The sequence below is a fragment of the Micromonospora sp. NPDC053740 genome, from assembly GCF_040677775.1.
Lineage (GTDB): Bacteria > Actinomycetota > Actinomycetes > Mycobacteriales > Micromonosporaceae > Micromonospora > Micromonospora alfalfae.
In genome coordinates, this window is sequence record NZ_JBFASO010000006.1 from 100,324 (window position 1) to 125,535 (window position 25,212).

Here is a 25,212-nt window from a genome sequence, read left to right on the forward strand (position 1 = left end):
GACACCACTTCCGTCAATGGTCCATTTCGGGGATCCGGTCGGACTCCGCCACCGTCATCCGGACCTTGCGCAGTGTGGCGTCGGGGGCGCGGATCGCGGTGCGCCAGCGGTCCAGCGTCCGGGTGAGCACCCTGACCACGAACTGCAGCTGGTTGACCTGTTCGCGGAGCGTGCCCAGCTCGGACCGGGCGCTGAACGCCTCGCCCTCCAACTGGGTGATCCGGGTCTGCAACGGCTGCACGAGCGTGAGGGCGGCCTCGGTGAGCGTGTCGGCGGCATCGGCCTTGAACTTGCCCCGCTGCACCACGACGGTGGCGATCGCGGCCAGGCCGGTGCCTCCGCCGAGGATGCCGAGCACGCTGAGCGCCACCTGCACCCAGTGCGGTGCGGTTGGCGCGGGTGCGGTAATCACGTGACACCTGCCTGCAACTGTTCGTAGGTCACAAATTCGCACGCACGGGCCAGGCGACGAAGGTCGATGGCGATCTGCGTGGCCCGCCAGAGTGACCCGACGGTCACCGCTATCACGAACGACGTGGCGACGAGGGAATTTCGGCCTGCCATGACCAACACGGCTACCGCGTACATGCCGGTGATCGTGCCGAGCACCAGCACCGACGCGAGTTCGAGGCCGAGCCCGGTGGAGAGCCGGCCGGGCCACAGGATGCCCAGTAATCCACCCACGCCCACAGCGATCAGACCCAGCTCCCAGGCGACCTGGATGGGCGCCGGCATCGACACCTGAACTGACGTCGGCCGGACATCGAGGGTCATCATCAGGATGCCGCAGAGCGGTGCTGCGGCCAGGACAGCGATCTCGTACGGCTGGTGACGGGATCGGATTCGTAGGGTTCCCACGGCAACTCCTTGGTCGAGGACCGGCGTCCGGCAGCGCTCGGTGGACCAGTGCCGTTCGGTGGGTCGCGACGTCGAGGCGCGGTTCGTGCGGCCAAGCCCGGTGGTGCGTTGCCTGTGGACGGTCGTTGGGCGAGAAGATGGAGCGACACGACGTCGTTGGCTGCCGGTATCTGCCTGTGTAGCACCGATGGCCGGTTGCCGTCCACCTGGTGCAACGTCGCGTTCCCGCAGGTCAGAGCCCGTTACTGGCTGGTTTTGGACACCGGGGCGGTGAAGCGCGGCGACCCGGCCCGCACTGCCGCCCCATGACGCCGAGTGTCGGATATCTTGCACAGGGTGAGCGGGTTGGGTCGGGTCGCCGATCGATCAACGGGCGAGCAGGGCGCGTAGCGCCCGGAGCACCTCGGCCGGGGCCTCCTCCGCCATGAAGTGTCCGCAGGTGACCGTCTGGTGGTCCAGGGCCGGCGCCCAGGCCCGCCACACCGCCGCCGCGTCGTAGCCCAGCGCCGCGCCCCAGTCCTGCTGGAGCACCGTCACCGGCATCCGCAGCTGGTTGCCGGCCGTCCGGTCGGCGGCGTCGTGAGTGACGTCGATCCCGGCGGACGCCCGATAGTCGGCGACGATCGAGGGAACGGCGTCGCGGGATGCGCGCAGGTACACGGCCCGCACCTCCGCCGGCAGGGCCTCCGGATCACGGGTCCAGACGTCCAGGAAGTGACCGAAGAAGGCGTCCGGGCTGCCGGCGATCAGCTCTTCGGGCACGCCGGGCGGCTGCGCCATCAGGTAGAGGTGAAACGCCACAGCGGCGCTGGCGCCGTGCAGCACGTCCCACATGTCCAGCGTGGGCAGCACGTCGAGCAGGGCCAGGTGACTGATCGCCGCCGGATGGTCGAGGCCGGCGCGGAACGCGACCAGGGCGCCCCGGTCGTGCCCTGCCAACGCGAACCGATCGTGACCGAGCGCGCCGGCCAGCGCCACGATGTCGGCGGCCATGGTGCGCTTGGCGTACCCGGTGCCGTCGGTGTCGAGGGGCTTGGCGCTGTCGCCGTAGCCGCGCAGGTCGGGGCAGATCACCGTGTGGTCGGCGGCCAGATCGGCGGCCACGTGCCGCCACATGAGGTGGGTCTGCGGAAAGCCGTGCAACAGCACGATGGCCGGCCCGGAACCGCCCACTGCGGCGTTGAGCGTCACGCCGTCGGCGACTGTGACGCGTCGGTAGTCGAATCCGTTGATCTTGGGGTCCACGGGGAACCTTCCTGGTGAGCAGTGCCGGCGGGGCGGGTGGCCCGTCGCCGTCGTACCGCACCGAGCCTGCCCGGCGGTGATCAGCAGCCGGTCAGCGTCGGATCAGTGCCGGCCGGGCCACCGGCCTAGATTGGTGCCATGACCAGGCAGCTGACGGCGCCCGTCGCGGTGACCTTCGGCGTGCTCGGGCCGGTGATCGCCGCGACCGAGCGCGGCCCGGTCCCCCTGCGGGGACACCGGCAGCGCCTGGTGCTGGGCCGGCTGTTGATCGCCCACGGTCGGGTGGTGCCGGTGGATCGTCTCGTCGACGACCTGTGGGAGGTCGCGCCGGACGGCGCGCTGGGCGCGATCCGGACCTTCGTGGCCGACCTGCGCCGGGCCCTGGAACCCGACAGACCACCCCGGCAGCCGCCCCGCATCCTGGTCACCGAGCCACCCGGGTACGCGCTGAAGGCCGCCCCGGACGCGGTGGACGCCGGACGGTTCGAGGCGGCCGTCGGCGAGGCGGCCCGCCTGCTGGCGGCCGGACGTCCCGCGCCGGCCCTGGCCGCGCTGGACGCGGCGCTCGGGCTCTGGCGCGGGCCCGCGTACGCCGACTGCGCCAACGAGTCCTGGGCGGTAGCGGAGATCAACCGGCTGGACGAGCTGCGGATGCTCGCCGTCGAGCGGCGGGCGGAGGCGCTTCTGGCGGTGGGTCGACCGGACGAGGCCGCCGCGGACCTGCCGGAGCACCTGGCCAGCCATCCGCTGCGCGAGGACGCCTGGAGGCTGCTCGCGACGGCCCGGTACCGCGCCGGCCGGCAGGGCGACGCGTTGGCCGCGCTGCGGGAGGCCCGCCACGTGCTGGTGACCGAGCTGGGCGTGGACCCGGGGCCCGAACTGCGACGGCTGGAAGCCGACATCCTGGCCCAGGCGCCGCACCTCGCCCCGGCCGTCGATCGGGCCACCACCCCCGGCCTCGGGGAACCCGTTGCACCCGTCCAGGCGGAGCAGCGCCCGTTCGTCGGCCGCGACGCCGCGCTGGAGCGGCTGCGGCGCGCCGCCGAGGCCGCGTCCCGCCGCCGCCAGCCCACGCTCGCCCTGCTCGGCGGCGACCCGGGTGCCGGCAAGACGGCGCTGGCCGAGGCCCTGACCCGGCGACTCGCCGCTGAGGGCTGGGTCACCGCGTGGGGGCGAAGCCCGGAATACGAGGGGGCCCCACCGGCGTGGCCGTGGACCCAGATCACCGACGCGCTCGCCGCCCCCGCCGCCCCCGCCGCCGCCCCCGCCGCCGTCGCCGACCCGGAAGACGGTTCGGTCGACGGTTCGGCTGACCCCGCCAGCGTGCGGTTCCGTCGACACCGGGCGGTGGCCGCACTGATCTCGACGGTCGCCGACCGCGAGCCGGTCCTGCTGGTCCTCGACGACCTGCACCGCGCCGACGGCGACACCCTGGACCTGCTGACCGCGCTGCTCACCGGCCCGCAGCCGGCCAGCGGGCCGGTGCTGATCCTCGGCACCTACCGGGCCACCGAGATCAGCCCGGAGCTGACCGCCACCCTGGCCCGCGCCGCCGGGCTGGAACCGGTCCGGGAGTATCTTGCCGGCCTGCCCGCGTCGGCGACCGGCGAGCTGGTCGGCGCCATCGTCGGGGCGGACCCGGACCCGGCCACCGCCCGGGCGATACACCTGCGCAGCGGCGGCAACCCGTTCTTCGTCCGCGAGCTGGCCCAGCTGTTCGCGAGCACGGGGCAGGCGGGGTTGGCCGCCGTGCCGCCCGGGGTACGTGACGTGATCCGGCACCGGTTGGCGCAGCTGTCCGCCTCGACCCGTACCGTGCTGCGGCTGGCGGCAGTGCTCGGTCGGGACCTCGACCCGGACGTGCTGGGCGCGTTGGCCGGTGACCCGACGGCAGCGCTGGACGCCGTGGACCGCGCCCTGGCGGCCGGGTTCCTCACCGAACGAGAGTCCGACGGGCGGCTGCGCTTCACCCACATCCTGGTCCGCGACACGCTCTACGCCGACCTGTCCGCGCCGCGCCGCGCCGCCTGGCACGCGGCCGTCGCCGAGGTGCTGCGGCAACGGGAACCCGTCGAGCCGGCGGCCCTCGCGTACCACCTGCTGCGCGCCGGCGGGCCGGCCCGCGCCGCCGAGGCGTCGACATACGCCCAGGTGGCTGCCGAGCGGGCCGAACGGGGCGGCAACCCGCACGAGGCGGCCCGCCTGTGGGGCCAGGTGATCGAGGCGTACGACAGCGCCGGCGGGGTCGAGCCGCGTGGGCGGGTGACAGCGCTGCTCGGCCTGGGGCGGGCGGTGGCCGTGACGGGCCGGCTGGCCGAGGCGCGGCTACGGCGTGCCGAGGCGATCACCGTCGCCGAGTCCACCGGCGACGCCGTGCTGATCCAGGAGGCCCTAGCCGGCTTCGACGTGCCCGCCAGTTGGACGCGCAACGACGACGACCTGCTCTCCGGGCACATCGTCCGAGCCGCCGAACACGCCCTGACCGCGCTCGGCCCGACCGGCTCGGCGCAGCGCAGCCGGCTGCTGAGCACCCTCGCGCTGGAGCTGCGCGGCACCACACATGATCGGGGCCGCAGCGCCGCGGCCGAGGCCGAGACGATCGCCCGCGACATCGGTGACCCCGGGCTGTTGGCCTTCGCGCTCAACGCCCGCTTCATGCACGCCTTCCACAGCGTCGGTCTGGCCGACGCGCGGGCCCGGATCGGCGTGGAACTTGTCGAACTGGCCGCCCGGAACCACCTGGTGACCTTCGAGGTGCTCGGCCACCTGGTCCTGGTCCAGGCCAACTCTGCGCTGGCCGACCGGCCCACCGCCGACGCGCACGCCCGCGCCGCCGACCGGCTCGCCGAACGGTACGAGCTGCCGTTGGTCGGTGTCTTCACCCGGTGGTACGCCGCGCTGCGCCTGGCGCTCGACGGCGAGTCGGACGCGGCGGCGCGGGCGTACCGCTCGGCTGCCGACAGTGTGAGCGCCGACGGCATGCCGGGGTTGACCCAGGGGTTGCTCCCGCTGGCCCTGCTCGGTCTGCGGCTGGCCGACACCATCGGCGGCGACCGGCCGACCGCCGGGCTCGGCGCGGACGACTGGGCGGACCTGGACTGGGGTCCGCACGAGCCGTGGGTCCGACCGTTGCTGCTGGTCGCCGCCGACGAGCGGGACGCCGCCACGGCCGCCCTGCTGGCGCTTCCCGAGGGGCCGCACGATCTGCTGCGTGAGGTACGGCTCTGCCTCGTCGGTCGGGCGGCGTGCGCCCTCGACGACCGGGCCACGATGAGCCGGGTCCACGCCGAGCTGCTGCCGGCCGCCGACGAACTGGCCGCCGGCAGCGGGGTGCTCACCGTGGGCCCGGTGGCCGGGCACCTCGCCGACCTGGCCGCCGCGCTGGGTCGGCACGAGGAGGCAGCCGAGCACCGTCGTACGGCTCGTGCGGTGACCGCGCGCGCCCGCGCCACCGCCTGATCCGATCCGAGGCCACGGCGACTTGCCGGTTTCCGCCGGAACCCACCGGCGGGTGCGGTCAGATGGAACCACCGGCGCGCGCACCGTCGGCAGTGGTCAGAGGGGGGGTAGGCGTGGAGGCGCTCATCCTGATCGTGGCGCTGGGCGTCACAGTCCTCGTCGGCACCACTCTCGGCGGCCGGTACCGGGTGGCCCCGCCGGTTCTGCTCATCGCGTTGGGCGTACTGCTCGGACTCACGCCGCCGCTGTCCGAGGTCGCCCTGGAACCCGACCTGGTCCTGTTGATCTTCCTGCCGGCGATCCTGTACCGGGAGAGCCTCACCATCAGCCTGCGGGAGATCCGGGCCAACCTGCCGGTGATCGGGCTGCTCGCCGTGGTGCTGGTGGTGCTCACCATGGTCACTGTGTCGTTCGCCGCGCAGGCGTTCGGGGTGAACCCCGCCGCCGCCTGGGTGCTCGGCGCGGTCCTCGCGCCGACCGACGCCGCCGCGGTCACCGGCCTGGCCAAGCGGCTGCCCCGGAAGCTGCTCACCACCCTGCACGCGGAGAGCCTGATCAACGACGGCACGGCGCTGGTGGTCTTCGCGGTGGCGGTGGGTCTGCTCAGCCACAGCGCCGACCCGGGCGTGCTGGGCGTCGGCGAGGAGTTCGTCGGCGCCAGCGTCGGCGGTGTGACAGCCGGTCTGCTGGTGGGGGCCGCCGTGGTGCTGATCCGCAAGCGGCTCGACGATCCGCTGCGCGAGGGCGCCTTGAGCGTGCTGACACCGTTCGGTGCCTTCCTGCTCGCCGACTCGGTGCACGCCAGTGGGGTGCTGGCGGTGGTGGTCGCCGGCCTGGTGCTGGCCTACGCCGGCCCACGGGTGATCCGGGCCCGGTCCCGGGTGCTGGCGTACGCGTTCTGGGACCTGTCCACCTTCCTGATCAACGGCGGTCTGTTCGTCCTGCTCGGCACGCAGATTCCCCGCGCGGTCCGGGGCATCACCAGCACCTCGCCCGGGCGGGCTCTGATGATCGTGTTGGTGGTCACAGTGGTCGTGATCGGCACCCGGCTTCTCTTCGTCTACCTGACCGCGCAAGCCGCGAGGCTGGGGCGGCGCCGCATCATGGACCCGAGCCAGGGGCCGTCCGCCTGGCGGGTGGGGACCGTCGCGGGCTGGTCCGGTTTCCGGGGCGCGGTCTCGCTGGCCGCCGCCCTGGCCGTTCCGACGGTGATGGTCGACGGTCGACCGGTGGTCGAACGCGATCTGATCATCTTCGTCACCGCGCTGGTGATCGTGCTGATCATGCTGCTTCAGGGCACCACACTGCCGTTGGTGGTCCGCTGGGCCGGGCTCAGCGGCGACCCGGAACGCGTCGACGAGGCCCGCAACGCTCGGCGGCGCGCCACCGAGGTGGGCCTGGCCGCCCTACCACGGGTCGCGGCGGAGATCGGTGCCCAGGATGACTCGGTGCGTCGGCTGGAGGCCGAGTACCGGCGGCATCTGGAGGACCTCAACGAGAGCGGCGGGAACACCGCCGAGGAGCGCCGGTTGGAACGCCGACTGCGCCTCGGTGTCCTCGCCCACAAGAGGCGGGAGGTCACCCGACTGCGCGACAACCGGGAGATCGACGACCTGGTGCTCCAGGAACTCCAGGCCGCGCTGGACAACGAGGAGATCCGGCTGCTGGGGCGTGGACCCAACGAGTGACCGAGGGCTCAGAGCACCTGGTCGAGGAACCGGCGAAGCCGCTGATGCTCGGCCCGCTCAAAGATCGCCTCGGGTGGGCCGGCCTCCAGCACCACGCCCCGGTCCATGAAGGCGACGGTGTCGGCTACCTGCCGGGCGAAGCCCATCTCGTGGGTCACCACCACCATCGTCATGCCGGCGGCGGACAGGTCGGCCATCACCCCGAGGACGCCCTTGACCAACTCCGGGTCGAGCGCCGAGGTGGCCTCGTCGAAGAGCATCACCTCGGGCCGCAGCGCCAGCGCGCGGGCGATCGCCACCCGCTGCTGCTGACCACCGGAGAGCTGCGCAGGGCGGGAGTTCGCCTTGCCGGCCAGCCCCACCAGCTCCAACTGGGCCCGGGCGACGGTCTCCGCCTCGTCCGCACCGAGCTTGCGCAGCCGGCGTAGCGCCAGCGTGACGTTGCGCAGCACGCTCATGTGCGGAAAGAGGTTGAACTGCTGGAACACCATGCCCACCCGCTGCCGCAGCGCGTCCGGGTCGTCGCCCAGCACGCTGCGCCCGTCCAGCAGCACGTCGCCCCGGTCCGGTTCGATCAGTCGGTTGATGGTGCGCAGCAGTGTGGACTTGCCCGACCCGGACGGCCCGATGACGCAGGCCGTCGCGCCCCGCGGCACCGAGAGGTCGACGCCGCGCAGCACCCGGTTCGGTCCGAAGGCGAGGTGCACGTCGCGTACGTCGAGGCTGACCGAGGTCGTCGTGGCGGTGGTCATCGTCGATCTCCTTCCGTCGCGGCGTACGACGGGATGTCGTCGTCGTCCTCTTCGGTCGACACGGTGGCCGGCCGACCGTTGCGCAGCCGTCTGTCGATCCAGTTGACGACGTGCGTCAGCGGGACTGTCAACGCCAGGTAGCAGAGCCCTGCCAGCAGCAGTGCCGACTCGTTGCCGGTGGTGGCCGCGTAGTCCTGCCCGATCCGGAACAGCTCCCGCTGGCTGGCCACCAGGCCGAGGAAGTAGACCAGGCTGGAGTCCTTGATCAGCGCGATGAGCTGGTTCACCCAGGCCGGCAACACCCGCCGGATGCCCTGCGGAATGATCACCAGCCGCATCGAGTCGGCCCAGGAGAAGCCGAGCGCCCGGGCGCCCTCCAACTGGGCGGCCTCCACCGACTGGATGCCCGAGCGGAAGATCTCCCCGATGTACGCGGCGGCGATGAGCGACAGCGCCAGGATGCCCAACGGGTAGGGATCCGGCCCCCAGACCTGCATGCCCAGCGGGGCCAGCCCGACGCCGATCAGCAGGATCGTCGCCGCGGCCGGCAGCCCCCGGAACACGTCGGTGTAGACCCGCGCCGGCCAGCGCAACCAGCGGCTGCGGGAGATGCCCGCCACGGCCAGCAGCAGGCCCAGCACCGAGCCGAGCAGGGCGGCGGAGACCGCCAGGATCAGCGTGTTGGGCAACCCGACCGTCAGCATCTCGGGCAGCGCCTCGCGCATTGCGTCCCAGTCGAAGAAGGTCTCCCACAGGGTGCTCAACGGATCCATCGGTCGCTCCTACCGCCCCGCTCGCTCGTCACCGGTTCAGGAAGCGGTCGACGCGGACGCCGACGGCCCCGTCGGCACAGCCGACACCGACGGCGTGGCCGACGCGGACGGGGCGTTCACAGTGCCGCTGCCCGGTGTGAAGTCCGCCGGGATCGGCCGACCCGGGTAGTACTGCGCCTGCAACCGGCTCCAGGTGCCGTCGGCGATGACCTCGTCGAGGCTCTTGTTCAGCGCCTCGCGCAGCTTGTCGTTCCCCTTGGCCACCGCGTACGCGGTCGGTGCCGGGCTGAGCTGCTTGGCCGCCACGGTGATCTTGCCGTTGCTGTCGGCGGCCGACTTCTCGCCGATCTCCGCCGGGGCGATCCAGGCGTCGGCGGTGCCCGCCTTGAGCTGGTTGATCGCACCGTTGTAGTCCGGCACCCGCACCGGGTTGAGCTGCTTGCCGGTGGCGTAGTCGTCCTGGACGGTGCCCTGCACCACCACGACCCGCTTGCCGGTGAGCTGGTCGAAGCCGGTGATCGGCGAGCCGGCCGGGACGTCCAGGCCGAAGTAGCCGAAGTCGTAGCCGTTGCCGAAGTCGACTGTCTTCTTGCGGGCCTCGGTGATGGTGATCGAGGAGCTGCCCACGTCGAACTTGCGGTTGTTCACCTGGCTGAGCAGCGCGGAGAAGTCGGTGCCGACGAACTCGACGGTGAGGCCGAGCTTGCCGGCCACGGCGGTCAGCAGGTCGTTGTCGAAGCCGGTGAACCTGCCGTCCTTGAGGTACACGTTCGGCGGGGCGTCGGTAAGCGTTCCGGCGCGCAGCACACCCGCCTGGGCCAGGCGGTACGGGTTGGCGGTGGCGTCGGACGAGCTGTCGTCGCCGCAGGCGGTGAGGGTGGTGGCGGCCAGGATCGTGGCCGCGCCCAGGGCGGCGGCACGGGTCAGGGCAGGAAGGAATCGCACTGGTGTCTCCGAATGTGGTGTCTGGGCGCGTATCGACGTGCGCCACCGACGGCACGCCCGATGGGCGTACCGGTGGGAAACGAGCTGGGGAAGGGGGTGCTAGAGCGCGGTGCCGCGACGACAGGCGGCGCTGCACATTCGCATCATGTCCACGTGCCGCCGCCGGATCAGTGCGGGCGAGGGTCGACCGGTGCGGGAGTCCGCGGCGTCGGTCGGTGGGGCGGTGCTGAGGATGCGCATGGTTCTCCCGGGTCTGTGCTGACCTGGGTGCCAGGCCACGCTTGCACCGACGTCCTGCCGGTGCCTGGTCTTCACCCGGGGCACCCCACCGCGGAGGAGGGTTGCCGGCCAGCGAGCCGGGGCTTCGCGCTGGCGCTCATGACCTGCGCCGAGGCTAGCAGCACGAACGGGTGGATCGTCCAGTCGGTATGACCACGCTCACTGTGCGCGACGGGCTGTCGACTCGCAGGTCAGCCGGCGTGCACGTGCGGTCGACGGTGCGGGTCGGGCTCCTGGCGGCGCAGGATCTCCCGGGTCACCGAGGCGATGGCGCCCTGTCCGAACGCCAGGTAGCGCAGGAAGTTGCGGGTTGGGCCGCCCTCGGACCACTCGAAGTAGATGTGGGGGCGGCGACGGCTGCGGTCACGGATCTCCAGCAGCAGGGCGGCGAGCGCGGTGGGCACCGACGAGCTGGCCAGGCTGAGCACCGGGAAGCGGCCGTCGACCACGCTGCCGCGGACCAGCAGCTCGGTCTCGAAGTCGGACGGGTCGGTGACAGTGACCTCGACGAAGATGACGTCGCTGTCGTCGGGAAAGTCGTTGTCCGCCATGGTCTGCGCCAGCTTCGCGTGGTACTCCGCCTCGTCGCGCCGGTCGGGTTCGTGCGCGATGAGGCGGATCCGCCGTCCGGCGCGCTCGTCGATCATCCGGGCCGCGGCGTGGTCCAGCTCAACGTGGTCGACGCGCAGCTCGTAGGCCCGCCTCAGCCGGGACAGCGCCGACACCAGGATGATCCCGCCGATGAAACAGCCCGCGATCTTGACGCCGCTCGGGCGCTCCACCACGTTCGCCAGCGTGGTGTAGACGAAAATCACCGCGATGACCCCGAACGCGATGGTGCGGCCGCGCTGACGCTGCCGGAGCGCCGCGAGCGTCACCGCCGTCGCGGCCGAGGTGATCAACACCAGGACCCCGGTGGCGTACGCGCCGCCCTGCGCGTCCACGCTGGCCTCGAAGATGATCGTGATCAGGAACGCCACGGCGGTGAAGACCAGCACCAGCGGCCGGACGGCTCGCGCCCAGGTCGGCGCCATGCCGTAACGGGGCAGGTAGCGCGGCACGAGGTTGAGCAGACCAGCCATCGCGGATGCCCCGGCGAACCAGAGAATTCCGATGGTGGACAGGTCGTAGATGGTGCCGAACACCTCGCCGAGGTGGGCGTGCGCCAGGTAGGCCAGCGCGCGCCCGTTCGCCGGCCCGCCCGGCTGGAAGGCCTCCGGCGGAATGAGCACTGTGGTCGTCACACTGCTGGTGATCAGGAAGACGCTCATAATCACCGCCGCGGTGGTGAGCAGCCGGCGGGCGCCACGGATCCGGCCCAGCGGTTGGGCCTCCGAGTCCTGCGGGTCACCCCGTACGCTCGGCATGACCGCCACCCCGGTCTCGAAGCCGGACAGACCCAACGCCAGCTTCGGAAAGACCAGCAGCGACAACCCGACCACCAGCCACGGATCGCCGTGCCCGGTGGTCAGCGCGGTGGTCCAGTCACCTACCGCGCTCGGGTGCGTCACCACCCGCCACAGCGCGTCGGCCACCACCACGGCGTTCAGCGTCAGGTAGACCGCGACCAGCACGACGGCGATCCCGATGGCCTCGGCGAATCCCTTGAGGAACACCGTGCCCAGCAGCGACAGCAGCAGCAGCGTGACCAGCACCTCGTGACCCTTGAGCCCGCTCGGCCAGAACGGGTTCTCGTCGATGTGCGCCGTCGCGTCGGCGGCCGAGAGGGTGATGGTGATGATGAAGTCGGTGGCCGCGAAACCGAGCAGCACCAGCACCAGCAACTTGCCCGGCCAGTAGCTCAGCAGGCGTACCAGCATCGCGATGGAGCCCTCACCGTGCGGGCTCTCCACCGCCACCCGCCGGTAGACCGGCAGCGCCCCCAGCAGGGTCACCAGCACCAGCACCACCGTCGCCACCGGTGAGAGCGCCCCGGCGGCCAGCGCCGCGATGCCCGGCTGGTAACCCAGCGTGGAGAAGTAGTCGACGCCGGTCAGGCACATCACCTTCCACCACGGGTGGTGCCGGTGCTCCGGCGGGCGCCCGTGCGGCCCCGGGTGCTGCACGGCCTGGTCCGAGCCGGCGTCGAGCAGCCACCCCCGCAACCGGCCGGCGCGTCTGTCGACAGTCACCGGCGCGTCCCCCGTCATCCCAACCCCGGTCACCGTGAGTATCCGCCCGCCGGGCCGGCCCCGTCCGCCGGTGTGCGGAACCCAGCCGACGCCACTGCGGGTTTCAGGGCCCAGGACACTGGGGAAGCAGCGCCCCGGGCTGGATGGGACGGCACCCGGGGGAGGGGACAGGGCATGGTCGGCGGCCGTCGCTTCCGCCCGGGTGATGGCTTCGGACGCCAACTCGACGAGTACGAGACGACTGTCGGCGTGGCGCCGTCCGCGGAGTCACCCGGCGCGTCCCACGGCGGCCTGGTGGACAGCGCGGTCTACCTCCGGGGGCACCGGTTCGCCTCGCCGTCCGGCCTCGCCGAAACGTACCGCTGTCTCCAGGAGCAGGACGGCGCGATGGCCTGGATCGGGTTGTACCGGCCGGACATCGAGCAGATCACCTCGCTGGCGCGGGAGTTTCGGCTGCACGACCTGGCGGTCGAGGACGCGATCAACGCCCACCAGCGGCCCAAGCTGGAGCGGTACGGGCACACCCTGTTCGTGGTGCTGCGCGCCGCCCGCTACGACGACCTCCGGGAGGAGGTCGAGTTCTCCGAGCTGCACCTGTTCATCGGCCCGGGCTTCGTGGTCACCGTGCGACACGGCGAGGCGCCCGACCTGGCCGCGGTGCGGCGGCGGCTGGAGACCGAGGCGCAGATGCTCGCCCGGGGGCCGGAGGCGGTCCTCTACGCGATCCTCGACCAGGTCGTCGACGGGTACGCGCCGGTGGTGGCCGGACTGGAGAACGACATCGACGAGATCGAGACCCAGGTGTTCGGTGGCGACCCGAACGCCAGCCGGCGCATCTACGGGCTCAGCCGCGAGGTCATCCAGTTCCAGCGGGCCGCCCGTCCGCTGCTCAGCGTGCTCGACGCGCTGGCCGACGGCGCCGGCAGCGCCAGCGCCGACGAGGAACTGCGCCGCTATCTGCGTGACGTCACCGACCACCTGACCCAGGTGGTGGAGCGGGTGGACGGTTTCCGGCACCTGTTGCAGAACATCCTCACCGTCAACGCCACCCTCGTCTCGCAGCAGCAGAACGAGGAGATGCGCAGCCTCACCGCGGCCAGCTACAGCCAGAACGAGGAGCTGAAGAAGGTCTCCTCCTGGGCGGCGATCCTCTTCGCTCCCACGCTCATCGGCACCGTGTACGGCATGAACTTCATCCACATGCCGGAGCTGAACTGGCGCTTGGGTTACCTCTTCGCGCTGCTGCTGATGCTGCTGGTCTGCGGCACCCTCTATGTGATCTTCAAGCGGCGCGGCTGGCTCTGAGCCGCGCGGCCGGGATCACTCGATGCCGCGCAGGATGTGCCGCTCGTCCTCGACGTCGTCGTCGCCGGCACCGATCCGGCCGAGCAGTACGGCCGCCGCCCAGATAGTCAGTGGCGTGGCCGCCCCGGTCATTCCGCCGCCGGTCCGGTCGTCCCGGGTCTGGCTCCGCTCCGTGCGCGGTGGCCTGCGCTGAGCCTGCATGGGCCCTGCCTCTCCTCGTCGAAGCCGCCGTGGGCGGCGCGGGGTGACCCCGCGCCACACCGGCCGGGCGGACCGCCTACGAGCAGCCCACCACCGGTACGACAGCCACTCGAACCTTCCCACGCCCGGCCACATCCGCACCGCTTGTTTTCGGGTTTCCGACTGTCGCCCGCCAAACCGGACATTACGCCTCGATGGTCGAGGCGCGGTCAAGGCAGCGGGTAGGCGATGCCGCGCGCGTGGTCGGTGAGCGCCGCGCCGACCACTGTCGCGGCCAGCGGCAACACCTCCAGACAGCGGCGCACTGCGGCGGCCATCAGCGTGTTCGGCACCCGCATGGAGAGCGTGCAGTGCGGCACCCACCGCCCCGGCTGGTAGTGCTCGGCGAGGGCGATGCCGGCGGCGGCGAGCCGGTCGTGCACCAGCCGGTGGTGCGCCAGCAACTCCGGTGTGGGTGCCGGGCCGAGCCAGAGCACCCGACCGACGAACTGGCCCGCGTACTGGAAGTCGAGCCGCAGCGGGGCGGCCACCACCGTCCCTTTCAGCGCCTCGGCGACCTGCTCCCTGTCGAACCGGGGTGCCACCATGAGCGAGACGTGCGGACGGTGGCGCTGCTCCAGCAGCGAGCGCATGCTCTGCACGCCCTCGGCCTCCAGGGCGTCCCAGAGCGCCCGGATCCGCCGGGTGGCGTCCGGGTCCAGGTACAACTCCACCGCGGCGACCATTCGATCACCGTAGCGGCCGAGGTTTGCCCGTCCGGGGCCGGCGGTACCTGTGAGGGAACCGACCAGGAAAGGCGTACCCGTGGACGTGAATGACCTGCTGACCGAGGCGTATGACCGGCTGCCCGACCTCGTCCGCGCGGCCGTCGACGGCCTCAACCCCGAGCAACTGCGCCACCAGCCCGCCCCGGGCGCCAACTCGGTCGGCTGGCTGGTCTGGCACCTCACCCGGGTGCAGGACCACCACGTCGCCGACCTGCTCGACGCCGAGCAGATCTGGGTGAGCGGCGACTGGGCGGGTCGGTTCGGGCTCGCCGCCGACCCCGACAACACCGGCTACGGGCACTCGCCCGCCCAGGTCGCTGCGGTGCGGCCGGAGAGCGCGCAGGCGCTGATCGACTACTACCAGGCGGTCGCGGCGCGTACCGGAAGCTTCCTGGCCGGCCTGGGTCCGGCGGACCTGGACCGTGTGGTCGACGAGGCGTGGGACCCGCCGGTCACTCTCGGCGTCAGGTTGGTCAGCATCGTCGACGACGACCTGCAACACGTGGGCCAGGCCGCCTACGTGCGCGGCCTCATCGAGGCCGACTGAACGCCGGGGTCACGGCACGATCACCGCGCGGCCCTCCAGTGTGCCGTCGCGCATCTGGCGGTACGCGTCCAGAGCGTCGTCCAGCGCGAAGGTGGTGGTCTTCGGACGGACCAGGCCCCGGGCACCCAGGTCGAGCACCTCCACCAGTTCCGGGCGGCTGCCCCAGTAGGTGGTCGCGATGCTCACCTCGTAGGGCACGGAGAAGAACGACACCCCCACGCTGCCTCCGCCGATCCCCACGATGGTCAGGTCGCCAACGGTGCGGGCCGCCGCCACGCCGAGCGCCAGGGTGGTGTCCGTGCCGACGAAGTCCAGCACCACGTCGGCGCCCCGCCCCCCGGTGGCGTCCCGGATCTCCTCGGCGGCGGTCGGTCCGGCGGTCACGGTGCGCTCGGCGCCGCACTCCTCGGCCAGCCGCAGCGCCTCAGCTCGGGTGTCCACGGCGACCACGCGCGCGGCTGTGGTGGCCTTGAGGATCTGCACACCCACATGCCCCAGCCCGCCGACCCCGATCACGACTGCCGTGCTGCCCGGTGGCAGCTTCGGCCAGGAACGCCGGATGGCGTGGTACGGGGTGAGTCCCGCGTCGGTCAACGGTGCGGCTTGCGCCGGATCCAGGCCCTCCGGAAGAGGCACGACGTGCCGCGCGTCCGGGACCAGCTCGAACTCGGCCATGCCGCCGTCCAGTCCGAGCCCGCCGCCCCCGCTCGGTACCGGCGCAGCGGACGGGTTCTCGCAGTACGGGTCGACCCCGACCCGGCATCGGGCGCAGGTGCCGCAGCCCCACGCGCCGAAGACGGCGACCGGTTGGCCGACGGACAACCCGGTCACCCCATCGCCGAGGGCGTGCACCCAGCCGGCGTTCTCGTGCCCGAGGGTGAACGGTGGGTTCCAGGGCATCGTGCCGGGCTCGAACTCGTCCATGAGGTGCAGGTCGGAATGGCAGGCGCCGGCACCGCCGACCCGGACCACCACCTGACCCGGCCCCGGCGTCGGATCGGGAACCTCGACCAACTCCGGTTCCGACTTCCACTCCCGCAACCGCAGCGCGCGCATACCGCTACTCCCGTCCGTCTCGACTGAACCATGGGCTGCCCACCTCGTTCCAGAACAAACAAGCCGAGGCCAGGACAGATCTGGCACCTCACCCGTTCCGGGTGAACCGGGCTCACCCCGACGCGGGTGATCCTGCGGGAAACCGTGGGGAGGGGACCCGATGGGCGCGACGGCGGAGCAGTACCTGCGACAGCTGGACACCGGTCGGAGGCCCGACCTGCCGGAGACCACAGCGGGGACGCTGCGGTTGGATGTCCGCGACGACGGCAGCACCAATCACTGGTACCTGACCATCGCCGACCAGCAGGTCCGGGTGACCCGCTCGGCCGACGACGCCGAGCTGGTGGTGCGGGCCGACCGGGCGGTCTTCGACCGGATGGCCCGCGGCGGGCTGCACCCGGGCGCGGGCCTGTTGCGCAACGAGCTGACCGTGCAGGGCAACATGCAACTGCTGATGCTGCTGCGGCGGATCTTCCCCGGGCCGGACGGCGCCCGTCATCCGCACGAGCTGGGCCGGGCCGCGCTGGCCGGCCGGGCCGGGCACGCTGGGCCCGAGACGACCGCTCGGGATGAGCGGTCGTGAAGCAGGAACTGGTGCACCTCATCGCGGGCAACGTGTTCGCCATCAGCGACGCCCAGGGCGACATCGAGGCCGAACCGCAGGCTCCGTCCGGACTCTTCGCGTACGACACCAGATTCCTGTCCCACTGGGTGCTCAGGATCGACGGTGAACGGATCAACGCGCTCTCCCGCGACGACCTCACCTACTTCGAAACCCGGTTCTTCCTGGTCCCCGGTGCGGCGAGCCACTACGTCGACGCCGACGTGTCGATCATCAGGCACCGCTCGGTGCACGACTGCTTCCACGAGAACATCACGGTGCTCAACCACTCGTCGCAGCCCGCCGAGTTCACCGTCCGGGTGGAGATGGCCAGCGACTTCACCGACATCGTCGAGGTCGGGCAGCTCGGGCAGCTCCGGCAGCGGGCCATCGAGGTCACCGCCGACCCGGCGCGTCACCGCCTCGTGCTGCGCTACCAGCGGGACCGGTTCGTTCGCGAAACCACAGTGCGCAGCACCGTCCCCGCCGAGGTGGACGAGCGGGGGATGACGTTCCGGATCCGGATCGAACCCGAGGGGAAGTGGGAGACCGATCTGCACGTCAGCGTGACAATGGGTGGCGCGGAGGGCCGGGATCTCCGCACCGACCTGCAGTCGCACCAGCAGACCGTACGGACGGGGATGCGCGAGGACCTGGCGCAGTGGCTGGACCGGGCGCCGCAGCTGGTGGCCGAACGCAAGGGCCTGGAGGAGCTCTACCAGGGCAGCCTCGCGGACCTGGCGGCGCTGCGCTACCAGCCGCTGTCATACCGCGAGCGGGTGCCCATCGGTGGTCTGCCGTGGGCGATGGGGTTGTGTGGCCGGGACGCCCTCATCACCTGCCTCCAGACGGTGGCCTTCACCCCCGAACTGGCTCCGGCGACGCTACGGATGCTGGCGCTCATGCAGGGCGGCCAACTCGACGACGCGTTGGACGAGGAGCCCGGCAAGATCCTGGCCCACCTCCGGTACGGCGAGACGGGGGCGTTCAGCGACCGGGTGAGCGCGCTCTACTACGGTGCGGCGGACACCACACCGCTCTTCGTCGTGCTGCTCGACGAGTACGAGCGCTGGTCCGGTGACGCGGACCTGGTCCGCGAGCTGCGCCACCCGGCCCGGATGGCGCTGGACTGGATCGACGAGTACGGCGACCTGACCGGGGACGGCTACCTGCGCTACCAGCGCCGCAACGAGCGCGACGGCACGATCAACCAGTGCTGGAAGGACTCCCCGGACGCCATCGTCGACGCCCACGGTCGGCAACCCGCCTTCCCCCGGGCCACCTGCGAGTTGCAGGGCTACGCGTACGACGCGAAGCGGCGTGGCGCCCGGATGGCCCGGGAGTTCTGGGGCGACCCCGCGTACGCCGATCGGTTGGAACGGGAGGCGGAAGCGCTGAAGGAGCGCTTCAACACTGACTTCTGGCTGCCACACCGGGAGTACTACGCGTTGGCGCTCGACCCGTACGGCGAACCGGTCGACGCGCTGGCCTCCAACATCGGGCATCTGCTGTGGAGCGGGATCGTTGCGGACGACCGGGCGGAGGCGGTCGCCGGGCACCTGGTCGGGCCGCGGCTGTTCAACGGGTGGGGGGTACGCACGTTCGCCACGGGGCAGCGCACGTACAACCCGGTGGGCACGCACCTGGGCGCGGTGTGGCCGTCGGACAACGCGCTGATCGCGGCCGGGTTGCGCCGCTACCGCCTCGACGTGCAGGCGGCCCGGATCGCGGACGGCATCTTCGACATGGCGCAGACGCTCGGTGGCGCGGCGCCGGAGATGATCGCCGGCTACGAGCGCAGCCTGACGACCTACCCCGTGCAGTTGGCGACGAGTTGCCGCCCGCAGGCGTGGTCGTCGGGAGCGTTGCTGATGCTGCTCGGCACCATGCTGGGCCTGCGACCCACCGGCGACAACCTGTTGGTGAACCCGGCGGTGCCGGAGGGGTTCGGTCGGCTGGAACTGCTGGACATCCCGGGCCGTTGGGGTCACTCCGACGCCTACGCGAGAGACCGGACCACCGAACGCCGGCACGGTCTGCGGTGAGGCGGTGCGGCAGCGCTCGGCCCGGCGACGGTCGGTGTCGGAGTCAGCCCATGGTCTTGGCGCCGTCGATCGACTCCCGCAGGATGTCGGCGTGCCCGGCGTGCTGGGCCGTCTCGGCGATCAGGTGCAGCAGCACCCGGCGGATCGTCCAGCTCGCACCCGCCTCGAACCAGGGCGCCTGCGGCAGCGGGTGCGCCGCGTCCAGGTCCAGGGTGGCGGCCAACTCGTCGGTCTGGGCGGCGACCTCCTGGAAGCGCTCGACCAGCCCGGCGAGGGTCTCGCCCGGCAACATCTGGAACTGACCGACCCAGTCGATCTCCTCGCGGCCCATCGCCTCCGCGCCGCCGACGGCGAAGAGCATCCAACGGTGCTCGACGCCGGACACGTGCTTGATGAGGCCGCCGAGGCAGAGCCCGCTGACGGTGGGGCGGCTGGCCGCCTGCTCGTCGGTGAGCCCGTCGACCGTCTGCAGGAGGAAACCGCGGTGCCTGCGGAGTGTCTGCAGGAGGTCGGTGCGCTCACCGGTGAGCTGCTCAGTGCTGGTCATGCCGCCACCCTTCGTTGATGTCCACCCGGTGCCACCGTAGGGCGCGGCACCGACACTTTGCGGGCACGACACCGGTCGACCCGCCAGCGGTTGCCGATCGGCGCCGGCGGCGGTCCACTGGATGACATGGGTGTGATTAAGGTGGGCACGTCGTCCTGGGCGGACCAGTCCCTGCTGCGCTCCGGGTGGTACCCACGCTCGGCCAGCACGCCGGCCCGTCGACTGGGCTTCTACGCCAGCCAGTTCCCGATGGTCGAGGTGGACACGTCCTACTACGCCATACCGGTGCCGGAGACGACCCAGGGCTGGGTGGACGCCACACCTGACGACTTCACCTTCGACGTCAAGGCGTTCAGCCTCTTCACCGGTCACCCGACACCGGTCGCCGTGCTGCCCCGGGACCTGCGACCGGCCAGCGGTCCGAGCCGGATCCGCCGCCGAGACCTGCCGGAGCCGGCGTACGACGAGCTGTGGGCCCGGTTCCACGCGGCCCTCGACCCGATCGCGGCCGCCGGCAAGCTCGGCGTGGTGATGTTGCAGTTCCCGCCGTGGCTGGTGCGCAGCCCCGCGGCCGAACGCCGGATCGTCGAGCTGGCGCAGCGCTGCCGGCCGTGGCGGGTCGCTGTCGAGCTGCGACACGGCTCCTGGTTGGACGACGACGGCGCGGCGGACACTCTGGACCTGCTCCGCGCCCACGACCTGTCAGTGGTCTGCGTCGACATGCCACAGGGGCACCCGTCGTCGGTGCCACCGATCCTGACCATGACGGCGGAACCGGCGATCGTCCGGTTCCATGGTCACAGCGACGCCTGGGGCGAGGGCGACAAGCAGGAGAAGTTCCGGTACGCGTACGCCGAGGACGAGCTGCGGCACTGGGCCGGGCTGCTGGCCGAGTTCGCCGATGCCCCCGACGAGCTGCACGTGCTGTTCAACAACTGCTGTGCCGGGCAGGCCCAGCGCGATGCCACCAGGCTGGCGCAGGTGCTCGCCGAGACGATGCTCGTCGAGCAGGCCGTCCCGGCGACCGGCTGATCGCGGCACGGGCCGCCCGGCCGGGCACCGGTCCGCTCAGGACCGTCGTCCCCGGCTGCGCAGGGCGTCCTGGGTCGACTCGCCGATGTCCGCGTCGTCGGGAAAGCTCCGACCGCTGGGGGCGGGATCGGGTGGGGCACCCGGCCCGGCCATCGTCGTACGGGTCGGCTCCACCGACCCGAAGCCGTGTCGTCCCGCCGGGTCGGACCGGCCCGCCGGAGCACCCGCGCGTCGCTCTCCGCGCCGCCCCTCGGGCACCGCGGTCTCCTCGCTGCCCTCGTCCATCGGTGAGTCGTCGCCAGTGCCCCAGGGCGCGTCGGCGTCGAAGCCGTCGCCGGTGCCCCACGGCTTGGTCGCCTCCGGCTCCAGCCGGTCGTTGTCACCGCTGCGTCCCTTGTGCGCCGTCATGGCCACCCCGCTCGTCGGTCCGCCGCCGCCGGCGGACGATGTGCCCTGCCCAGGCCGGGACAGCCGGCCCGAGTGCGGCGTACGACAGGTCGCCGGCACGCCGCCGCGCGCGGGATCCGTCGTCGCTCCGGTGCGCGCGTAGGGCCGGCCAGCGCCCCGCCGTCGAGGTGGCGGCGGGACGCCGGCCGGCCCGACGTTCAGCGTCCGGCCATCGCCATCGGCCGCTTGCCGTTGCTCATTCCCGCCATCTTGATCATGGTCTTCGAGGCGCCCTTCATCCCACCGGCGCGACCGAGCATCCCGCGGAACACCTGGCCGGGCTTCTGCTGCTCACCCATGTACGCGGTGACCACCACCAGGGTCCCGGTCAGCGCCGGAATGGCCCACTGGAGCAGCTTCATCTGCCGCTGCGACGAGGCCACGCTGGCCGGGGTCTGGTGGTTCGGCTCGGTGGCGCCGCTCACCGACGGACCGCCCGCCTTCTCCAGCCGCATGCCGACCAACCGGCTGTAGCCGGTGACCGCCAGCGCGCCGATGGTCAACGCGGTCTTGATGGCGCTGGCCCGGCCCACGCCGGACTGGGCCGCCACCCGTGGGCTCTCGGTCACCAACTCACCGACGGCGCCGGCGAGGTGGGCGCCGATCGCGGCCGCGTTGACCGGTGTCCACTTGGACCATCCGGCCGAGGCGACCGGGAGCCGCTGGGTCGAGTCGCTGATTTTCGCCGCTGCGCCGTTGACGCCGAAGGCACCCATGAGGGAGCCGCCAAACCAGGCCGCCAGGCCCAGATCGTGCATCGAGCGCAGTGCGGTGTGCCGTTCGGACATGTGATCCCCTTCCGCCGTGTCGGGCGGTGCGGCTTACCCGCCGGTCGGGCAGCTAACCCCGCCCCGCCTGGGCCGATGCGGCCCGTGGCGGGCAGTTACCGGACATCGGTGGCGTCGGTGGGTCGGCATGGCCCGGGCAGGAGTCGTTCGCCCGGTGGCGGGTAGATCCCGAGCGACGCCGACGAGAGGGGAACGCGATGTCGCAGCCGGACGAGAGCCGGGAGAAGACCCCCAAAACAGACGCGGTGCTCATGCACCCCGACAACGACCCACACCGGAACACCGCAGAGGTCGCGCCCCGCAAGGAGCACGGCGAGGTCCAGGTGGAACGCGACGGTGAACTGGTGCCGCTGGACCAGGACGAGTGAGCCGACCGGTCGGTACGGCTCAGCGGGGCGGCAGGTCGCCGGCGAAACCGGCGATCCGCCGTGCCAGCGGGACGCTCGCGCGAACCCAGGTGAAGTGGTCCAACGTCGCACCGGCCTGCGCCACTGAGTACCGCTCCCGGGTCACCGGCGCGCCGGCGAGCTTCGCGCAGAGGTGATCCATGGTCTCGTGCGGGGTGAACTGGTCGTCGTCCACACTGACTGCCAGCACCGGGGTCCGCACCGCGCGGACCGCCGCCTCGGTGTCCGTACCGTCGAGCCGGGGAAATCGGCCGGTCCGCGCGGTGTGGGCCCAGTCGCGCATCACGCCGCGTGCCTGCCGACCGCCGAAGCCCCAGCCCGGCCAGACCCCGAACAGCGTGGCGGTGGCGGCGATCCCCTGGGTGTAGGGCAGCACGCCGAGGCCCCGTCGGCCCGGGTAGGTCCGCCAGTACGGGATGCCGACAGCGATCAGCGCCAACCCGTCCACCTCGTCGCCGCCGTGCAGGGCGAGGTGCAGCAGTGCGGCCTGCCCGCCGAGCGAGTGCCCGAGAAGCAGTCGGGTGCGTCCGTCCAGTCGTGGTTTGAGGGCGGCCAGGACGGCGCCGACGTCGTCGGCCAGTTCGGCGTAACCGTGCCGGTCCGCCCGGCTCGGCGCGGGCGTGCTCGCCCCGGTGCCGCGCAGGTCGGCCACGACCACGCCCAGCCCGGCTGCGCGCAGCGCGGCGGCGAAGGGCCGGTAGTACCGGGCCCGGACACCCATCGCGGGCCAGATCACGACCATCGGCGCACCCGGCGCTCCGGCCGGCTCCGGGTAGACCTGCACACCCAGCCGGCCGCCATCGACCTCGACGAACTCCTGCGCGTACTCCGCATCCCCGTTCATCGGCCCAGCCTACGGCCTGACGTTACCGCCGGGTAGCAGCAGGCCACCGGCTCGGCGGCCGTTGTGCGGCTGCGCCGCGCGCTCCGCGGACACGACGGAGGGCCCCGCCGACCGGCGGAGCCCTCCGATGGACGCTGGGGTCAGGAGACCGAGATCGCCCCGTTGCTGGCCCGGACACAGGCCACCGAACGGGCGCTGGTGGAGGCCGCGCCGCTCAGGCACTGACCGAGGACCTGGTGCCCGGTGGCGTTCGGGTGCCACGACTCCTGGCAGGTCTGGAAGTAGCTGACGCAGGTGTTGGCGATCCGCTGGATGGCGATCTTGTCCTTACCGGCGAGGCTGGTGACGAAGGTGCCGGTCGCGCCGTCCTGGAGCCGGATCGGAGTGGCCAGCGCACCGCTCGGGCTGCTGGTCTGCTCGCAGAGCCGGGCGCCGTTGAAGGCCTGCTGCACGTTCAGGTAGACCAGTTCGTCGGCGGGGAACTCGGCGGCGAGAGTGTCCCGGGTGGACTTCACGATGCTGCCCAGACCCTGCGAGAAGCGGTGCCCGGGCGCCAGGCTGGCCCGGTGGATCGGGCATCCGGCCGCGTACCGCTCGGCCCCCAGGTCACGGAACTTGTCCCGGGTGTCGTCCCGGCTGTCCTCCTCGTGGAACTGCTGGTTCAGGTCCAGCGGCAGCGGGTTCGTGTAGTCCTGGAACACCACCCGGTGCTGCCCGTCCGCGTCCACCTGGTCGAGGGTGGTCAGGATCTGGCGTACGGCCGCTGTGGTCTCCGCGGTCGCGGCGCTGAGCTGCGCGGCGGTGGCCAGGTCGGCGTCGCTGCACGGCTTCTGCTCGACCGGCCCGTTCAGGTACGCCCAGAACTCCCACCAGCCGGTCCAGGCGTCGGCGATGAACCGGTTGGCGCACTTCTCCGCGACGCTGCCGAAGGTGAAGGAGCTGTTGTTGGAGCCGAGGCCGACCAGCACCAGGTCGATGTCCTGGGTCTGCGCGACGGCGCGCAGCTGACTCAGCTGCGAGGCGACGGTACGACCGTTGGTCCGCGCCTGGGAGGCGTTGGCGATGTCGTGCGGCTGCCCACCGGAGCAGGCCAGGTTGAACCGGTTCTGGATGCCCGGCAGGTTGGCCTGGTTGAGCGAGGCGTTCGCCGAACGGTGGCAGAAGTACGCGTTGTTGTTCGCCGCCGTCCAGCCGGGGAAGCCCTGGCTGACTCCGTTGACGTCGACGACAGGGGTGTACGCCCCGGCGCCCTCGCCGCTGATGAAGCTGTCCCCGAGTGCCACCGCGGCGGTGGGTAACGCGGCGGACGCGGGTGCGGGCAGCGCGACGGCGGTCGACAACGCGGCCATGGCGATCGTTAGTCCCGCGGCGAGCGCGGTACGCCGGAACCTGGGCATGGGGCCCCCATCCATCGAAAGATGAAAGATTCTCTGAGAGCGCGATCAGATCACCCCGGCGCGACGGGCGTCAATGGCCCGTAACAGATTCGTTCGACGAACGACACGCGCACGAAGGCAGGAGGGTCTACGGCGTCGAGAGTGGACCCGCGCTCCGGGTTGCCGAACCCACCGACCCGCGCCCGTCGGCGCGGAGAGTCAGTGACCGGCCGGGCGGTCGCGGCGGTGCAGCAGGGCCGTGCCCACGGCGTTCAGACCGACACCCCAGACCAGGAGTACGCACAGCCACTGCACCCACCGCAGCGCGCTCATCTGCCCCGAGAACAGGTTGCGCACGCTGCCGAACGGGGTGAGCCACGGCTGCGCCGGACGGAGGGCGTCCACGGCGCCCAGCAGCGTGAACAGCCCCAGCGGCAGGATGATCGTGGCCAGGAACGCCACCACCACCGAGCGCAGCAGCAGGCCCAGGCCGGTGCCCACCAGGCCGGCGGCGATCTGCACCAGCACACCGCCCACCGCGGTCGTCCCGGCGAACCGCCACGGGTCGTCGGCGACATCGGCCGGGGTGAGCGCCAGCGTCGCGGCGCAGATCAGCACACCGGCCACGCCGATGACGACCGCTGGCAACCCCACCGCAAGCACTGTGGGCAGGACCGGAAGGCGGACGGGCGCCCGGCGCAGGTCACGCACCAGCAGGATGCCGAAGAGCGGGGTCGCGACCGACATCAGGCTCTGCACAGTGCGTGAGAGTTCGGTGAAGCTCCGGTCGGCGGGAGCCGCCGCCGCGACCAGCGCCACGGCGGCCAGCAGCCCCGCCACCAGGGTGCCCACCAGCAGCCACCGTCGGGTCCAGGTGCCGAGGGAGCGTTGCAGGGCGTCGTGAATCGTCGCGTCCATCTCGACCGCCTCCTGATCTCCTCGACCCGGACGGCGTGCACCCCGCGCGCAAACCGGCCGCGATCATGAGCGAGCATATCGGTGACGCTGTCTCTGCGTGGTCCCGTGATCACCCGCCGGCTGTTCGTTGGCTCACGTCCGGAGGGGCGCGCGCGGCGGGTCGCGTAGGTCCTCCGGTGGTTGTCCTAGCCTCGGGCTAG

General features: G+C 72.0%; 24 protein-coding genes and 1 riboswitch. Of the genes, 8 read left to right on the top strand and 16 right to left on the bottom strand.

All coding sequences use genetic code 11. From position 1 onward, the window contains the following. Window positions 1-13: 13 nt before the first annotated feature. The 3 genes from AB0K35_RS17630 to AB0K35_RS17640 all read right to left on the bottom strand — a co-directional run bounded on the left by AB0K35_RS17630 (window position 14) and on the right by AB0K35_RS17640 (window position 2,103). Window positions 14-412 carry a hypothetical protein gene (locus AB0K35_RS17630; protein ID WP_238669302.1) on the bottom strand — a complete coding sequence of 133 codons (399 nt, stop codon included), beginning with the start codon at window positions 410-412 and terminating at the stop codon, window positions 14-16. After that, complete coding sequence (locus tag AB0K35_RS17635; RefSeq protein ID WP_238669303.1) at window positions 409-858, bottom strand: hypothetical protein; 450 nt, start codon at window positions 856-858, stop codon at window positions 409-411. Before AB0K35_RS17635 ends, AB0K35_RS17630 begins: the two co-directional genes overlap by 4 nt. Window positions 859-1,224: 366 nt before the next feature. Continuing rightward, the gene (locus tag AB0K35_RS17640) at window positions 1,225-2,103 is read right to left on the bottom strand and encodes an alpha/beta hydrolase (RefSeq protein ID WP_363886267.1); all 879 of its coding nucleotides are present in this window, start codon (window positions 2,101-2,103) and stop codon (window positions 1,225-1,227) included. A gap of 138 nt (window positions 2,104-2,241) precedes the next feature. Here AB0K35_RS17640 and AB0K35_RS17645 point away from each other — a divergent pair, with 138 nt between their 5' ends. Continuing rightward, window positions 2,242-5,562: a BTAD domain-containing putative transcriptional regulator gene (locus AB0K35_RS17645; protein ID WP_363886269.1), complete on the top strand. Its 3,321-nt coding sequence runs from the start codon at window positions 2,242-2,244 to the stop codon at window positions 5,560-5,562. A 113-nt stretch (window positions 5,563-5,675) separates the two neighbouring features. Beyond that, window positions 5,676-7,250 (top strand): Na+/H+ antiporter, encoded by a 1,575-nt coding sequence (locus AB0K35_RS17650; RefSeq protein WP_363886271.1) that lies wholly within the window; start codon window positions 5,676-5,678, stop codon window positions 7,248-7,250. A gap of 8 nt (window positions 7,251-7,258) precedes the next feature. On the opposite strand, the gene AB0K35_RS17655 is transcribed toward AB0K35_RS17650, so the two are convergent. The 4 genes from AB0K35_RS17655 to AB0K35_RS17670 form a co-directional block, all read right to left on the bottom strand. Then, on the bottom strand, window positions 7,259-8,002 hold the full coding sequence (locus AB0K35_RS17655) for an amino acid ABC transporter ATP-binding protein (RefSeq protein ID WP_363886274.1): 744 nt from the start codon (window positions 8,000-8,002) through the stop codon (window positions 7,259-7,261). Beyond that, a complete protein-coding gene (locus AB0K35_RS17660; protein ID WP_363886275.1) occupies window positions 7,999-8,775 on the bottom strand; it encodes an amino acid ABC transporter permease in 777 nt (258 codons plus the stop codon). The genes AB0K35_RS17655 and AB0K35_RS17660 overlap by 4 nt, the downstream gene beginning before the upstream one ends. Window positions 8,776-8,811: 36 nt before the next feature. Continuing rightward, window positions 8,812-9,720: an ABC transporter substrate-binding protein gene (locus tag AB0K35_RS17665; RefSeq protein ID WP_238669309.1), complete on the bottom strand. Its 909-nt coding sequence runs from the start codon at window positions 9,718-9,720 to the stop codon at window positions 8,812-8,814. Between the two features lie 272 nt (window positions 9,721-9,992). Continuing rightward, window positions 9,993-10,104, bottom strand: a riboswitch (SAM riboswitch). Between the two features lie 86 nt (window positions 10,105-10,190). Next, a complete protein-coding gene (locus tag AB0K35_RS17670) occupies window positions 10,191-12,131 on the bottom strand; it encodes an amino acid transporter (RefSeq protein ID WP_238669310.1) in 1,941 nt (646 codons plus the stop codon). Window positions 12,132-12,305: 174 nt separating this feature from the next. Here AB0K35_RS17670 and corA point away from each other — a divergent pair, with 174 nt between their 5' ends. Beyond that, window positions 12,306-13,436 (top strand): magnesium/cobalt transporter CorA, encoded by a 1,131-nt coding sequence (corA, locus tag AB0K35_RS17675; protein ID WP_238669311.1) that lies wholly within the window; start codon window positions 12,306-12,308, stop codon window positions 13,434-13,436. Between the two features lie 15 nt (window positions 13,437-13,451). On the opposite strand, the gene AB0K35_RS17680 is transcribed toward corA, so the two are convergent. Both AB0K35_RS17680 and AB0K35_RS17685 read right to left on the bottom strand, forming a co-directional pair. Next, the gene (locus AB0K35_RS17680) at window positions 13,452-13,637 is read right to left on the bottom strand and encodes a hypothetical protein (protein ID WP_091401337.1); all 186 of its coding nucleotides are present in this window, start codon (window positions 13,635-13,637) and stop codon (window positions 13,452-13,454) included. A gap of 209 nt (window positions 13,638-13,846) precedes the next feature. After that, a complete protein-coding gene (locus tag AB0K35_RS17685; RefSeq protein ID WP_363886278.1) occupies window positions 13,847-14,362 on the bottom strand; it encodes a 2'-5' RNA ligase family protein in 516 nt (171 codons plus the stop codon). A gap of 79 nt (window positions 14,363-14,441) precedes the next feature. Here AB0K35_RS17685 and AB0K35_RS17690 point away from each other — a divergent pair, with 79 nt between their 5' ends. Further along, a complete protein-coding gene (locus AB0K35_RS17690) occupies window positions 14,442-14,951 on the top strand; it encodes a DUF664 domain-containing protein (RefSeq protein WP_363886281.1) in 510 nt (169 codons plus the stop codon). Between the two features lie 9 nt (window positions 14,952-14,960). Here AB0K35_RS17690 and AB0K35_RS17695 read toward each other — a convergent pair whose 3' ends face one another. Next, on the bottom strand, window positions 14,961-16,007 hold the full coding sequence (locus AB0K35_RS17695; RefSeq protein WP_363886284.1) for an NAD(P)-dependent alcohol dehydrogenase: 1,047 nt from the start codon (window positions 16,005-16,007) through the stop codon (window positions 14,961-14,963). Window positions 16,008-16,167: 160 nt separating this feature from the next. Between AB0K35_RS17695 and AB0K35_RS17700 the strand changes: the two genes are divergently transcribed. Then, complete coding sequence (locus AB0K35_RS17700) at window positions 16,168-16,590, top strand: SCP2 sterol-binding domain-containing protein (protein ID WP_238669315.1); 423 nt, start codon at window positions 16,168-16,170, stop codon at window positions 16,588-16,590. Continuing rightward, entirely contained in the window at window positions 16,587-18,653 is a 2,067-nt protein-coding gene (locus AB0K35_RS17705; RefSeq protein WP_238669316.1) for a glycogen debranching N-terminal domain-containing protein, read from the top strand. The genes AB0K35_RS17700 and AB0K35_RS17705 overlap by 4 nt, the downstream gene beginning before the upstream one ends. A 43-nt stretch (window positions 18,654-18,696) precedes the next feature. On the opposite strand, the gene AB0K35_RS17710 is transcribed toward AB0K35_RS17705, so the two are convergent. Continuing rightward, complete coding sequence (locus AB0K35_RS17710) at window positions 18,697-19,200, bottom strand: DinB family protein (RefSeq protein ID WP_238669317.1); 504 nt, start codon at window positions 19,198-19,200, stop codon at window positions 18,697-18,699. A gap of 126 nt (window positions 19,201-19,326) precedes the next feature. Here AB0K35_RS17710 and AB0K35_RS17715 point away from each other — a divergent pair, with 126 nt between their 5' ends. Continuing rightward, window positions 19,327-20,232, top strand: a complete 906-nt coding sequence (locus tag AB0K35_RS17715; protein WP_238669318.1) for a DUF72 domain-containing protein — start codon at window positions 19,327-19,329, stop codon at window positions 20,230-20,232. Between the two features lie 36 nt (window positions 20,233-20,268). Here AB0K35_RS17715 and AB0K35_RS17720 read toward each other — a convergent pair whose 3' ends face one another. Next, on the bottom strand, window positions 20,269-20,640 hold the full coding sequence (locus AB0K35_RS17720; protein ID WP_238669319.1) for a hypothetical protein: 372 nt from the start codon (window positions 20,638-20,640) through the stop codon (window positions 20,269-20,271). 197 nt (window positions 20,641-20,837) lie between these two features. After that, the gene (locus AB0K35_RS17725) at window positions 20,838-21,467 is read right to left on the bottom strand and encodes a hypothetical protein (RefSeq protein WP_238669320.1); all 630 of its coding nucleotides are present in this window, start codon (window positions 21,465-21,467) and stop codon (window positions 20,838-20,840) included. Window positions 21,468-21,664: 197 nt separating this feature from the next. Between AB0K35_RS17725 and AB0K35_RS17730 the strand changes: the two genes are divergently transcribed. Beyond that, window positions 21,665-21,835 (top strand): hypothetical protein, encoded by a 171-nt coding sequence (locus tag AB0K35_RS17730; RefSeq protein ID WP_363886288.1) that lies wholly within the window; start codon window positions 21,665-21,667, stop codon window positions 21,833-21,835. A 19-nt stretch (window positions 21,836-21,854) separates the two neighbouring features. On the opposite strand, the gene AB0K35_RS17735 is transcribed toward AB0K35_RS17730, so the two are convergent. The 3 genes from AB0K35_RS17735 to AB0K35_RS17745 form a co-directional block, all read right to left on the bottom strand. Continuing rightward, a complete protein-coding gene (locus AB0K35_RS17735) occupies window positions 21,855-22,718 on the bottom strand; it encodes an alpha/beta fold hydrolase (protein WP_363886290.1) in 864 nt (287 codons plus the stop codon). Window positions 22,719-22,858: 140 nt separating this feature from the next. Next, on the bottom strand, window positions 22,859-24,115 hold the full coding sequence (locus AB0K35_RS17740; RefSeq protein WP_238669322.1) for a hypothetical protein: 1,257 nt from the start codon (window positions 24,113-24,115) through the stop codon (window positions 22,859-22,861). A 198-nt stretch (window positions 24,116-24,313) separates the two neighbouring features. Next, complete coding sequence (locus tag AB0K35_RS17745) at window positions 24,314-25,012, bottom strand: hypothetical protein (RefSeq protein ID WP_363886293.1); 699 nt, start codon at window positions 25,010-25,012, stop codon at window positions 24,314-24,316. Window positions 25,013-25,212 lie beyond the last annotated feature (200 nt).